Raw genomic sequence first — 13,892 nt, 5'->3', positions numbered from 1 at the left:
AGCGATACGCATGATCAACGGCTGTCTTCAGTCTATCAAAGGCGAGAGGGCGGTAACTCCAGGCCAATGCCCAGTGCTTCCCAGCGTTCATCTACCCGCGCTTTAACCGCTTCGTCCATCACAATGGGGGTGCCCCATTCGCGGTCGGTCTCTCCCGGCCACTTGTTGGTAGCATCAAGCCCCATTTTCGAGCCAAGGCCTGAGACCGGCGAGGCGAAATCGAGGTAATCGATCGGCGTATTTTCGACCATCACGGTGTCCCGTGCGGGGTCCATCCGCGTGGTGATCGCCCAGATCACATCTTCCCAGTTACGCGCATCCACATCATCATCCAGCACGATCACAAACTTGGTGTACATAAACTGGCGGAGGAAACTCCAGACACCCATCATTACGCGCTTGGCGTGTCCTGGGTACTGCTTCTTCATCGTCACGACCGCCATACGATAAGAGCAGCCTTCCGGAGGTAGATAGAAGTCGACAATTTCGGGAAACTGCTTGCATAGAATGGGCACAAACACTTCGTTCAGGGCAACGCCCAGAATGGCCGGTTCGTCCGGCGGGCGCCCGGTGTAGGTCGAGTGGTAAATCGCATCACGGCGCATGGTCATGCGGGTGACGGTAAATACTGGAAAGTGATCGACCTCATTGTAATAACCGGTATGGTCACCAAAGGGGCCTTCCGCGGCCATATCATCGGGGTAAATAAAGCCTTCGAGGATAATCTCGCTTGATGCAGGCACATCAAGATCCGCATGACCGCACTTCACCAACTCCGTCCGTGAACCGCGCAGCAGCCCTGCAAAAGCATATTCTGAAAGTGAATCTGGCACCGGCGTCACGGCGCCCAAAATCGTCGCTGGGTCGGCGCCTAGCGCTACCGCCACGGGAAAAGGTTCGCCAGGGTGAGCCTTTTGAAACTCCAGAAAATCCAAGGCGCCACCACGATGGGAAAGCCAGCGCATAATCAGGCGGTTTTTGCCGATTTTCTGCTGACGATAGATACCCAAATTTTGGCGTTTCTTATTCGGTCCCTTGGTAATGACCAATGGCCAAGTCACCAGCGGCCCTGCATCGCCCGGCCAGCAGTGCTGAATCGGCAGCAGGCCAAGATCGACCTCGTCACCTTCATACACCACCTCTTGCACCGGTGCATGCTTGACGTTTTTGGGGCCCATACTGAGCACCTGCTTAAAGATCGGCAGCTTGTCCCAGGCATCTTTCAAGCCTTTAGGTGGATCAGGCTCTTTTAAAAACGCCAGCAGCTTACCGACTTCGCGCAGTGCTTCTACCGAATCCTGCCCCATGCCCAGCGCAACCCGTTTGGGCGTGCCAAACAGGTTGCCCAACAGCGGCATGTCGTGGCCTTTGACGTTCTCAAACAGCAACGCCGGGCCACCGGCACGCAGCGTGCGGTCGCAAATTTCGGTGATTTCCAGGTAAGGATCGACTTCGACATGGATACGCTTGAGTTCACCCTGCGCTTCAAGCGCCGCGATGAACTCGCGCAAGTCTTTGTACTTCAAGGCACGCTCCCTGACTGGCGAATGCGCCGCGTTAGCGGCGCTCTTTTGGACTACAAGCTAGCGGCGCTTCATTGCTTCAAAGAACTCAAGATTGGTCTTGGTATCTTTCAGACGGTCAATCAGGAATTCAGTCGCGGCGGTGTCTTCCATCGGGTTGAGCAGCTTGCGCAGAATCCACATGCGCTGCATTTCTTCCTCGGATGCCAACAGGTCTTCACGACGGGTGCCGCTGCGGCGGATGTTGATCGCCGGGAATACGCGACGCTCGGCCAGTTTGCGGTCCAGGTGGGCTTCCATGTTGCCGGTACCCTTGAACTCTTCGAAGATGACTTCGTCCATCTTGGAGCCGGTGTCGACCAGCGCCGTGGCGATAATCGTCAGGCTGCCACCCTCTTCGATATTACGCGCCGCACCAAAGAAGCGCTTCGGCTTCTCAAGCGCATGGGCATCGACACCACCGGTGAGCACTTTGCCGGAGCTGGGCACCACGGTGTTGTAGGCACGCGCCAGACGGGTAATCGAGTCGAGCAGGATGACCACATCTTTCTTGTGCTCAACCAAACGCTTGGCTTTCTCGATAACCATTTCAGCCACTTGCACGTGACGCGCCGGCGGCTCATCGAAGGTTGACGCCACTACTTCGCCACGCACGGTGCGCGACATTTCGGTGACTTCCTCAGGGCGCTCATCGATCAGCAGTACGATCAGATGACACTCTGGGTTGTTGCGCGTGATGGAGGTCGCGATGTTTTGCAACATCAGCGTTTTACCCGCCTTGGGCGGCGATACCAGCAAACCACGTTGGCCTTTACCGATCGGCGCGGTCAGATCGATGATCCGCGCGGTAAGGTCTTCCGTGGAGCCGTTACCGATCTCCATACGCATACGATCGTCTGGGAACAGCGGTGTTAAGTTCTCAAACAGGATCTTGTGCTTGGCATTCTCCGGACGGTCAAAGTTGATTTGACTGACCTTCAGCAGGGCGAAATAACGCTCACCCTCCTTCGGCGGACGGATTTTGCCGGAAATGGAGTCACCCTTACGCAGATTGAAACGGCGAATCTGCGAAGGCGATATGTAGATATCGTCGGGACCGGCGAGATAGGAGCTGTCAGCGCTACGCAGGAAGCCGAAGCCATCCTGAAGAATTTCCAGCACACCGTCGCCGTAAATATCCTCGCCACTTTTGGCGTGTTTCTTGAGGATGGCGAAAATGATGTCCTGCTTGCGCGAACGGGCCAAGTTATCAATACCCATTTCACGGGCGATATCGAGGAGCTCGGGAACGGTTTTTTGCTTGAGTTCAGTGAGATTCATCGGTGTGTTAGAAAGTTGCTCATGGAAGCTGGGCGCCAGGCGCCGGGAGTAAGACAGGAGGCGTGAAAGTGACGCCGTGTGATGCGTTCAGACCCCGGTAAAGGCACGCGCTCGAAGATGAAAGGAACGGCGTTGGACTTAACTAACAACGCTGCTACTAGTTGTTATTAAGACTCAACTCGAGGGTGCTAACACTTGTCTACTCTGGTTCACACAGGAAGAGTTTGAACCAGTGGGCTATCTGACGACTTGGAATTCTGGCTGACGCTAACGGGATAAACAATGAATAACGTCTGGGGCGACCAAGGTGCCGTACTTGAACGACGCATGCAAGATGATTTATCTAAACTGTCTATTTAAGCCGTCTATCTAAACGGTCTAGCCAAACTATCTTAACAACGAAGTACTTGTGGACACACTAACTAACCAGGTCAGATCAAGCCAGTAGGTCGATGGTAGTCAAGCCTCGCGACAAACGCAAGTCTTTGCAATTGACAATAGATAAAGGTCACCGCAACCTTGGCACAGCCAACACGAAGGAAAGCTCATGCCCAAGGACATTTCGCTCCCCATTGCCGCCTCTAACACCGTGGCAGACAGCGGTGCGCCACAGCGCTTCGCCGCCATTGACCTGGGCTCTAACAGCTTTCATCTACTGGTGGCCAACTACCAGCATGAACGCCTCCAGGTGGTGGCCCGCTTGGGTGAAAAAGTGCAGCTCGCCGCAGGCGTAGACGATGACGGCATGCTGAGCGAGGCCGCTATGCAGCGCGCGCTAGACTGCTTAGGCCGCTTCGCGCCCTTTTTAAGCGATATTACCAACGCCAATTTGCGTATTGTGGGCACTAACGCGTTACGCGATGCACATAATAGCCAAGCGTTTATAGAGCGCGCCGAGGCCCAATTAGGTCACGCCATCGAAATTATTGCTGGGCGCGAAGAGGCTCGGCTGATTTATTTGGGCGCCGCCCACGCCCTGGCCGAAAGTGGCCGTCGATTAATCGTCGATATTGGCGGCGGCTCGACCGAATTTATCATCGGCGAGGCGTTTGAACCCAAGGCGTTGGAAAGCCTACGCATGGGCTGCGTCACTTTTTCCCGGCGCTTCTTCCCCGACGGCGAGTTAAACGAAAAACGTATGCGCCGCGCCGAGCTAGCCGCCCTTTCGGAGCTTGCCAATATTCAGCGTCCTTACCAGCGCCTGGGCTGGGATGACCCCGTCGGTTCAAGCGGTACAATCAAGGCCGCCGCCAGCGTACTGCATGCCTATGGCGATACGCCCCACGAAGGTGTGATTACGCGTGGTGGTTTGAAGAAGCTGCGCGAACGGCTGCTAAAGTGCAAGCAGCTGGATAAAGTCGCGCTGGATGGCCTAAAAGCTGACCGCGCTAAAGTCTTTCCGGCGGGTATTGCCATCCTTGGTGCGATCTTTGAAGCCTTTGATTTAACCCAGATGCGCTTTGCCGATGGCGCTCTGCGCGAAGGCGTTCTTTACGATATGGCCGGGCGTAATACCGCAGAAGATTCACGCTCGAAAAGCCTGGAGTCGCTGCAACGCACCTACGATGTCGATACTCGCCAGGGACTTAATGTCGCCGACACCGCTGAGCGCTTATTTCATCAGATACGCCAAGCGTGGTCGCTCAACCCCGATCAAGAGCGCTATTTGCAGTGGGCTAGCCATGTGCATGAAATCGGCTTGGCGATTTCCCACAGCCAATTTCATCGCCACGGTGCGTACCTGCTGGAGCACTCCGATCTCGCTGGTTTCTCTCGTCCTGAGCAGCGCCGGCTGGCGTTTCTAGTGCGTGCTCATCGACGCAAATTTCCGCTTAAAGAGTGGCAGGCTTTGCCCGACGCGCAACAGGGAGTGACGCAGAAGCTCGCCCGGCTGCTACGTTTAGCCGTACTGCTTAACCATTCGCGCCCTGAAACCGCTCCCTCGCTGCCGGAGATAAGCGCTGACAGCGATAGCCTGACAATCACGCTGCCTGCCAGTGATGAACCCACCCTGCTGAGTACCGACTTGGAGCAGGAGCAGGCGTTTATGGAAGCCGCCGGTTTTAAGCTGATTATTAAACAGGCGAAGTTAGACGGGTAAAGCGAACGCCCTCTGCCTGCCATAGCAGCTGAGCAGGGGGGCAAATCACCCCAATACACGCCTCACCCTGCATGACGACCACCAGCCGCTCGCGTTCCCAAGGCGGCATATCTGCCTCTTGTAGCAGCCGTTTGAGATCGCGCCGCCCTCGTTTGGGCAATTGAATAACCTCCCCCCCTTGTCGCCAGCTCGCCCTCAATACTTGAGAGTGCGATTGAGATGATGCAAGTTGCCAGCCTAATGGCCCGATGGGCGTTTCCAGCGGCGTTTGACCATCCCAGCTAACTTCCCAAGGCGGAAGCGGTTCAAGGGGTTGAAGGAGGTAGAGCCGCTGGCGCCATAGGCGCGCCTGAGCGCCCGGCCACTCAATGCACACCTCGGCATCGGCTTTGGCTGTCAGTTGATCTAAAAGGCTCTCTAAACGCTTCTGCGGCGGCGTTGGCAATCCTTGCTGCTGGCAAAGAGTGCGCACCAGCAGCCGCTGGCGGGGGCGGGAGCGCTGACTAAGCGCGCTCGCATCTATCTGCCCTTTTCCGGTGAAGAGCTCTGTTAGCTCCGCCGCTAAATACTCACTAAGCACTGCATCTGCTTCACTGGCATGGGCAGCGCTATTCGCCAGCGCAGTTTCTGCTGCCGGCCAGCGCTCGCGCATCGCGGGTAGTAGCCGGTGACGCAGGCGGTTGCGATCGAAGCTAATATCTTGATTGGTGGGATCTTCACACCAGCGCAACTCAAGCAGCCCAGCCGCAGCTTCAAGTTCCGCTCGGCGCACAGAGAGCCAGGGGCGCACCAGGGCGATGCCTTGAGCCTCCCGTCGATGGGGCATACCGGCCAAACCGCGCACCCCACTGCCGCGTAGGGCGGCGAGCAGAAAGGTTTCCGCCTGATCGTCCTGATGCTGGGCCAGCCAAAGGGTGTCACCCGCAGGAATGATCGCGAAAAAGGCCTCGTAGCGGGCGTTGCGGGCGGCGCCTTCGATGCCTTCCCTTTGTCCATCTACCGCCACATTGGCCACTGTCAGCGGTACGTTTAAACGCAAGCACATATCACGGCAGTGCGCTTCGAACGTCTGCGCTGCCGACTGCAGGCCGTGGTTAATGTGGATTGCCTGCAAGCGACGGTCTGCTTGTTCGCAGACCTGTGCGGCTAACGAGAGCAGCAGACAGGAGTCCAAACCACCCGAGAGTGCCACCCAAATAGAGCACCCCGACGGGGTTTCCGCCAGGGCGTCATTAAGCAGGCATTGAAGCGTGTTAAGCGGCTGAGGCGCCATAGCTCATCAAGCGCTTATAGCGACGTTCTAGCAGCGCATCGGTATCCATCGCCTGCAAACGCTCTAGGCTCGCGGTGAGCGCTTCCTTGACGCGCTCGGCGGTAGAGAGAGGATGGCGATGAGAGCCGCCTAACGGCTCTTTGATCAGCGAATCGACAAAACCCAGCTCCTTCAAGCGCTCGGCTGTGATCCCCATGGCCTGCGCGGCATCAGAAGCCTTGGTGGCACTCTTCCATAGAATCGAGGCGCAGCCTTCCGGTGAGATCACCGAGTAGGTGGAGTACTGCAGCATTTGCAGTTCATCGCATACACCGATGGCCAACGCGCCACCGGAGCCGCCCTCGCCCACCACGGTGGAGATAATCGGTGTTTTCAGTCGCGACATAACGGCCAGATTATAGGCGATGGCCTCTGACTGGCCGCGCTCTTCCGCGTCGATGCCGGGATAAGCCCCAGGCGTATCGATAAAGGTCAGAATCGGCATCTTGAAGCGCTCAGCCATTTCCATCAGGCGGCACGCTTTGCGGTAGCCTTCTGGGCGCGGCATACCGAAGTTACGGCGCACCTTCTCTTTTACATCGCGGCCTTTTTGATGACCAATCACCATCACCGGCGCATCGTTCAACCGTGCAATGCCACCCACTAGCGCCGCATCATCGGCGAAATTACGATCGCCGTGTAACTCGTCAAAGTCGGTGAAGATGTGTTCGAGATAGTCCAACGTATAGGGGCGCTGGGGGTGACGAGATATTTGAGAAACCTGCCAGGGAGTCAAATCCTTGAAGATCGATTCCGTCAGCTTACGGCTTTTCTCTTCCAGCCGAGAGATCTCGTCAGAAAGGTTCACTTGGCTATCAGAGCTGACCAAACGCAGCTCTTCAATTTTTGCCTGAAGTTCGGCAATGGGCTGTTCAAAATCGAGATAATTAGGATTCATCGGCTCTGCCTGGTCAAAATAAGCATGCATATGTGTGTAGAGAGTATAAAGAGCATTATCGCACCCTGACCCTGCTGCGCAAGGTGGGTGTTCGCCCGTTTACCCGTTAACGATACTTTTAACGATAACGTAGCTGAACGCCTGCCTGGCCCTGCACATCCCGCAGCGCCAGCAGTAAATCGTCGCTTGGCGCGACTTTCCACTCATCGGCAAGTTCCAGCCACGCGACAGCTGCCGGGTGTCGATACTGTAGGCGCACCGGCAAGCCCTCTTGATCGCGATACGGCGTCAGGCTGTCGCGCAGGGTTTCAATTAAGCGACCATTGATTTGGGCGGCGTCCAGCGCCAGCTCCACCGCTTGGCCGTAGCGAATACGTGCTGTCACCATCGGTGTGACGTCTTTACCGCGCAGGCGCAGGCCGCCAGAGAATTCATCGCTGGAAACCTCGCCCTCTACGATGAGCACTTGGTCGGCCTCAATCTGACCGCGCAACTGCTCGAATAACTCCCCAAACAGCGAGGCTTCAATGCGCCCGGTGCGGTCGTCCAGGGTAATAAACGCCATGGTATCGCCGCGTTTGGACTTCATGGTACGCACGCCGACCACGAGACCTGCCACACGCTGGGGGTCGCGGGAGGGCTTTAAATCGCTGATTCGCGTAGACACGAAGCGCTTTAATTCGCGCTCGTACTCATCAATCGGGTGCCCCGTCAGATAAAGCCCCAGGGTATCTTTCTCCCCCGAGAGGCGCTCGCGATCGGTCCACTCTCGGGCGTTGATATATTCGGCGTAAACGTTGCTATCACTGTCGTCGGCTTCAACGAAGGCGTCGCCGAACATATCCAGCATACCCAGGTTTTGATTGGTATGGTTCTGGGCGGCGGCTTTCAGCGCGTCTTCCATGGCAGCGAATAGCACCGCGCGGTTGGGACCGATGGTATCCAGCGCGCCGGAGCGAATCAGTGCTTCCAGGGTGCGCTTATTCATCCGTTTGGGATCCATGCGGCGACAGAAGTCGAAGATATCCTTAAACGGACCGTCTGCCTCACGGGCTTCAACAATGGCACCAATCGGTCCTTCGCCCACGCCACGAATCGCGCCCAGGCCATAAACCACCCGCGCATCGGTATCGACGGTGAATTTATAGCCACCGACGTTAACGTTCGGTGGGGTCACCGTGAGTTTGAGGTTGCGACACTCCTCAATCAGCGGTACCACCTTATCCAGGTTGTCCATCTCTGTGGACATCACCGCGGCCATGAAAGGCCCTGGATAGTGGGCTTTTAGCCACGCCGTTTGATAGGAAACCAAGGCGTAGGCGGCCGAGTGCGACTTGTTAAAACCGTAACCGGCGAATTTTTCCACCAAGTCAAAGATGTTACCGGCGAGGTCTTTATCGATACCGTTGGCGGCACAACCTTCCATAAAGCCGTCGCGCTGTTTGGCCATTTCTTCAGGCTTTTTCTTACCCATGGCCCGGCGCAACATATCGGCTTGGCCGAGGCTATAGCCTGCCATTACCTGAGCGATCTGCATGACCTGCTCTTGGTAAAGAATGATGCCGTAGGTAGGCGCCAGCACCGGCTTCAACAGTTCGTGTTGGTAATCCGGGTGTGGATAAGAGACTTCGGCTCGGCCGTGCTTACGATTGATAAAGTCATCAACCATGCCCGACTGCAGCGGGCCGGGGCGGAACAGCGCCACCAGGGCGATCATATCGTCCAGCGAGTCGGGCAGCAGACGCTTGATCAGCTCTTTCATGCCGCGGGATTCAAGCTGGAACACCGCGGTGGTTTCGGCGCGCTTGAGCATTTCAAAGGTCGGCGCGTCGTCCAGTGGGATGCTCTCGATACTGAGCGGTCCCTGACCGTTAACGCTGCGCACCTTATCGACCATCTCCAGCGCCCAGTCGATAATCGTCAGCGTGCGTAGGCCCAGGAAGTCAAACTTGACCAGCCCCGCCTCTTCGATATCGTTTTTATCGAACTGAACGACCAAGCCTGAGCCGTCTTCGTCGCACAACAGCGGCGAGAAGTCCGTCAGTTTGGTCGGCGCAATGACCACGCCCCCGGCGTGCTTACCGGTACCCCGGGTGGTGCCCTCGAGCTTGAGGGCCATCTCCCAGATTTCCTCAGCTTCTTCATCGTTACCGATAAACTCTTTGAGCGCGGGTTCCTGCTCGATGGCTTTGGCCAGGGTCATGCCCACTTCAAAGGGAATCAACTTGGAGAGCTTATCCCCAAGAGAGTAGGGCCGCCCCTGAGCGCGGGCAACATCACGCACCACGGCCTTGGCGGCCATGGTGCCAAACGTCACGATCTGAGATACCGCATTGCGTCCGTAACGCTCGGCCACGTACTCAATGACCTTATCGCGTTTCTCCATACAGAAATCGACGTCAAAGTCGGGCATGGAGACACGTTCCGGGTTCAGGAAGCGCTCAAACAGCAGATCGTAACCAATTGGATCCAGATCGGTGATCTTTTGCGCATAGGCCACCAGCGAACCAGCACCCGAGCCGCGCCCTGGGCCTACAGGGACGCTGTTATCTTTTGCCCACTGGATAAAGTCCATTACGATCAGGAAGTAGCCAGGAAAGCCCATCTGGATAATAACGTTGAGCTCAAACTCCAGCCGATCGCGGTAGCGCTGGTCGATCGCCTTGTACTCGTCGCTGTCGCGGGGATAGCGCTCAGCAGGGAAAAGAAAATCGAGTCGATCCGTCAGGCCATCGTGAGAGACCTTGCGGAAGAACTCATCCTGGGTCATGCCCTCAGGAATTTCGAATTCGGGTAGGAAAATCTCACCCAAACGCACGTTCACGCTGCAGCGCTCGGCGATCATAACGCTGTTTTCCAGCGCTTCGGGAATATCCGCAAACAGCGCCGCCATCTCGTCAGGGCTTTTTAGGTACTGCTCTTCGGTGTAGCGGCGTTCACGACGTGGGTCATCCAGCGCTTTACCTTCGCCGATAGCGACGCGGGTTTCGTGGGCCCAGTAATCGTCGCGCTCTAAAAAGCGAACGTCGTTGGTCGCCACCACCGGTGTGCCTGTCTCAATGGCCAGCTTGACGCTGGCGTGAACGCAGGCCTCTTCCAATGGGCGCCCGGTGCGCACTAGCTCTAAATAAAAACGTTCGGGAAACGCTGCCTGCCACTCTTCAAGTAACTGGCGTGCTTCAGGCTCATGATCAGAGAGCAGGTGTCGGCCAATCTCACCCTCCCGCGCACCGGAAAGCGCTATCAGCCCTTCGCTCTGCTCTAACACCCACTGTTTATCGAGAATGGCCCGCCCCTGGCGCTGGCCATGGGTCCAGCCTTTAGAGATCAACTCGGTAAGGTTGCGATAGCCAACGTCATTCATGGCCAGCAGCGTTAGCCGATAGGGGTGCGATTCGTCGTGGGGGTTTTGCAGCCATAAATCGCTGCCGATGATCGGCTTCAACCCCGCCCCCTGGGCGGCTTTATAAAACTTGACCAAACCAAACAGGTTGGTCTCATCAGTCAAGGCCAGCGCTGGCATCGCCCGCTCAGCGGTTGTGCTGACCAGTGATTTGAGCTTAACCAGGCCGTCGACCAGGGAGTATTCACTGTGCAAACGTAAATGAACGAACGGGACCGTCATGAGACTCTCAGAAATACGCTAGATGAAGAAGAAATACGTTAAAGCAGCGCCAACTGACGCTGCACCGGCGCAAAGCTACGACGATGGTCGGCCAGTGGCCCGTGAGCTGCAAGCGCCGTCAGGTGTTCTTTGGTCGGGTAGCCTTTATGGCGCGCAAAACCATACTCAGGATAGCACTCATCCAAGGCAACCATTTGGGCATCCCGGGCAACCTTGGCCAGAATCGATGCGGCGGCGATGGCCGCGTGACGCGCATCGCCCTTCACCACGGCCTGCCCAGGCAGCAGATGGCCAGGTAATTTATTGCCATCGACAAGTAGATATTCCGCCGCCGGTGCCAATGCATCAATGGCTCGACGCATGGCTAAGTGGGTAGCGTGGTAAATATTCAGTGCATCCACTTCGGCAGCGCTGGCTTCTGCCACGGCAAAGGCTAACGCCCGCTCGCGAATCTGACTGTCCAGCGCTTCACGCTTGCGCGCCGTCAATTTTTTAGAGTCGGTAAGACCGTCAATCGGCTGAGCGGGGTCAAGAATTACCGCAGCGGCTACCACACTGCCTATCAGCGGCCCACGTCCCACCTCATCAACCCCTGCCAGACGCTCACCACGGTAGGCAATTTTTAGCGGTTGAAAATCCTTGTGCTCGATCAACCAATGCTCAATTGCCATCAACAGTCTCCAGTGGCTGGCCTGCTGCTAGCTGGCTAATTGCCTCGGCGGCGCGACGGCTGGCGTTGCGCTGGAGCGTAGCGTGCATCTCGGCAAAGCGCGCTTCCAACGCATGGCGGCCTGCCTCATCTGACAGCATGGCACTAAGCTGGTCGGCAATCGCCTCGGGTGAGGCGGCCTCTTGAATCAGTTCGGGCACCAGCGTGGCCTGGGCAATCAAATTGGGCAGCGACACCCACTGGGTTTTTACCATTCGTTTAGCCAGCCAGTGGGTGGCGGGGGCCATTTTGTAGGCCACTAGCATGCTGCGGTGACACAGCATGGCTTCCAACGCGGCGGTACCCGAGGCCAGCAGTACCACATCGCTCGCCACCATGGCTTCACGGGCCTGGCCATCGAGCAACGCAGTACGCTCAGCCAGTAGCGGGTAATTAGCCAGCAGTGCGCTGATTTCCCGGCGGCGATCAGCAGTGGCCGCAGGAATCAACACCTGCAGCGCCGGGTGGCGCTGGCACAGCTGTTCGGCAGCGTTAAGAAAAGTATCACCCAAAAAGCGAATTTCATTGGCCCGGGAACCGGGCAACAGCGCCAACACTTGGCTATCAGGCGCTAGCTCCAGCGCTTGACGGGTGGCAACACGGTCATTTTCCAGCGGCATCTCGTCGGCCAGAGGATGGCCCACAAAGGCGACGGGGACACGGTGTTCGCGATAGAAGGCGGCTTCAAAAGGGAGCAGTGTTAGCATGCCGTTTACCGATTTAGCGATGCCTTTTACCCGCCCCTGGCGCCACGCCCATACGGAAGGACTCACGTAGTGGGCGGTGGTAATACCCGCTTCGCGGAGCTGGCGTTCCAGACCTAAATTGAAGTCAGGGGCATCAATACCGAGCATAATATCTGGCTGCCAGGCCAAGGCTTCGGCTTTTAGGGTTCGACGCACGCGGATCAGTTCGGGGAGGTGCTTGAGCACTTCAACCAACCCCATTACCGCGAGGGTCTCTAAAGGGAAGCGGCTCTCCATGCCTTCTGCTTGCATGCGCGGCCCACCAATACCACGAAACTCGACGTCGGGATGGCGTGCTTTCAGTTCGCGCATCAGCCCAGCACCAAGAATATCGCCAGATAGCTCTCCGGCCACGAGGTAGACGCGTTGCAGGGTCATAGGCAGATCAGCATGGGTTAGCGGGTAATGCCGCGGGTCGAACGCTCAATAGAGGCGGCAAAATGCTCGACTTCGGGTAGCTCAAAGCGGTTACGCATTTCGGCAAGTGCCTGCTCAGTGGTCAACCCTTGGCGATAGACCATCTTATAGGCGGCGGTTAAAGCATTAATCGCTTCGCGGCTAAAGCCACGGCGCTTTAAGCCCACCAGGTTAAGGCCACGTGCTTCGGCAGGGTTGCCATTAATCATGATATAGGCGGGGGTGTCTTTGGTGATAATCGAGCCTCCACCCGCCATGGCGTGATCGCCAAAATGGCAGAACTGGTGTACTGCCGCCAAACCACCCAGAATTACATGGTTGCCGACGGTGACATGCCCCGCCAAGGTGACCTGGTTGGCCAAAATACAGTCATTACCAATAACGCAGTCATGGCCGACATGAACGTAGGCCATTAACAGGTTACGCGAACCAATGGTGGTTTCACTACGATCCTGAACGGTGCCACGGTGAATGGTGGCACCTTCACGAATGACATTATCGTCACCCATCACTAAACGTGTCGGCTCGCCTGCGTATTTCTTGTCCTGGCAGTCTTCGCCTACCGAGGCGAACTGAAAGATACGCGTGCGCTCACCCAGCGTGGTGGGGCCTTTAACCACCACATGGGGGCCAATTACCGAGCCCGCGCCGATCGTGACGCCGGGGCCGATAATGCTAAAAGGGCCTACCTCAACGTCGTCGGCAAGGCGCGCCGTCGGGTCGACCAGTGCAGTAGGATGTATCAAGCCACCTTCCTCTCGGCACAAATAATTTCCGCTTCGCAGGCCAGCTCACCGTCAACCGAGGCACGGCATGCAAATTTCCAAATACCGCGTTTACCTTTAATCACGTCGGCCTCTAAGGTGAGCTTGTCACCCGGCATTACCGGGCGCTTAAAGCGCACCTTGTCACTGCCTACCAGGTAGTATACATAGCCATCGGCGGGCAGTTTATTGACCGTTTTAAAGCCGAGAATACCGCAAACTTGGGCCAGTGCTTCAATCACCAGCACACCAGGCATAATCGGGTGATGCGGAAAATGGCCGTTGAAAAACGGCTCGTTGATGCTGACATTCTTGTACGCAACGATGGATTCACCGATGGCTAGTTCCGTTACTCGATCCACCAGCAAAAAAGGGTAGCGGTGGGGCAAGTACTCGCGAATTTCATTGATATCCATAACCATCGTAGCGACCTCTAAAATAACAAAACGCCTAATGACTCTCAGGCAAATACCAGCA

10 protein-coding genes are annotated in these 13,892 nt (G+C 56.7%); 1 reads left to right on the top strand and 9 read right to left on the bottom strand.

What is annotated here, in order from left to right:
• Nucleotides 1-35: 35 nt before the first annotated feature.
• Complete coding sequence (gene ubiD, locus ACXUPB_RS02545) at nt 36-1,526, bottom strand: 4-hydroxy-3-polyprenylbenzoate decarboxylase (protein ID WP_035564725.1); 1,491 nt, start codon at nt 1,524-1,526, stop codon at nt 36-38.
• Between the two features lie 57 nt (nt 1,527-1,583).
• Entirely contained in the window at nt 1,584-2,843 is a 1,260-nt protein-coding gene (gene rho / locus ACXUPB_RS02540; RefSeq protein WP_008959860.1) for a transcription termination factor Rho, read from the bottom strand.
• Nucleotides 2,844-3,390: 547 nt separating this feature from the next.
• Between rho and ppx the strand changes: the two genes are divergently transcribed.
• On the top strand, nt 3,391-4,944 hold the full coding sequence (gene ppx, locus ACXUPB_RS02535) for an exopolyphosphatase (RefSeq protein ID WP_472955187.1): 1,554 nt from the start codon (nt 3,391-3,393) through the stop codon (nt 4,942-4,944).
• Here ppx and tilS read toward each other — a convergent pair.
• From tilS to fabZ, 7 genes are all read right to left on the bottom strand, one after another.
• The gene (gene tilS, locus ACXUPB_RS02530; RefSeq protein WP_472955185.1) at nt 4,919-6,217 is read right to left on the bottom strand and encodes a tRNA lysidine(34) synthetase TilS; all 1,299 of its coding nucleotides are present in this window, start codon (nt 6,215-6,217) and stop codon (nt 4,919-4,921) included. The genes ppx and tilS overlap by 26 nt on opposite strands.
• Nucleotides 6,198-7,154, bottom strand: a complete 957-nt coding sequence (gene accA, locus ACXUPB_RS02525; protein WP_472955183.1) for an acetyl-CoA carboxylase carboxyl transferase subunit alpha — start codon at nt 7,152-7,154, stop codon at nt 6,198-6,200. Before accA ends, tilS begins: the two co-directional genes overlap by 20 nt.
• 118 nt (nt 7,155-7,272) lie before the next feature.
• Nucleotides 7,273-10,779: a DNA polymerase III subunit alpha gene (dnaE, locus tag ACXUPB_RS02520; RefSeq protein WP_179915341.1), complete on the bottom strand. Its 3,507-nt coding sequence runs from the start codon at nt 10,777-10,779 to the stop codon at nt 7,273-7,275.
• Nucleotides 10,780-10,817: 38 nt separating this feature from the next.
• Entirely contained in the window at nt 10,818-11,450 is a 633-nt protein-coding gene (rnhB, locus tag ACXUPB_RS02515; protein ID WP_179915342.1) for a ribonuclease HII, read from the bottom strand.
• On the bottom strand, nt 11,440-12,612 hold the full coding sequence (gene lpxB / locus ACXUPB_RS02510) for a lipid-A-disaccharide synthase (RefSeq protein WP_179915343.1): 1,173 nt from the start codon (nt 12,610-12,612) through the stop codon (nt 11,440-11,442). Before lpxB ends, rnhB begins: the two co-directional genes overlap by 11 nt.
• A 17-nt stretch (nt 12,613-12,629) precedes the next feature.
• A complete protein-coding gene (lpxA, locus tag ACXUPB_RS02505; protein WP_179915344.1) occupies nt 12,630-13,397 on the bottom strand; it encodes an acyl-ACP--UDP-N-acetylglucosamine O-acyltransferase in 768 nt (255 codons plus the stop codon).
• A complete protein-coding gene (gene fabZ / locus ACXUPB_RS02500; protein ID WP_133730950.1) occupies nt 13,394-13,837 on the bottom strand; it encodes a 3-hydroxyacyl-ACP dehydratase FabZ in 444 nt (147 codons plus the stop codon). The genes lpxA and fabZ overlap by 4 nt, the downstream gene beginning before the upstream one ends.
• Nucleotides 13,838-13,892 lie beyond the last annotated feature (55 nt).

This window comes from Vreelandella sp. DA03-1M (assembly GCF_055725665.1).
The sequence above is the reverse complement of the archived record's forward strand: the minus strand, read 5'-3'. Positions and strand labels throughout refer to the sequence as shown.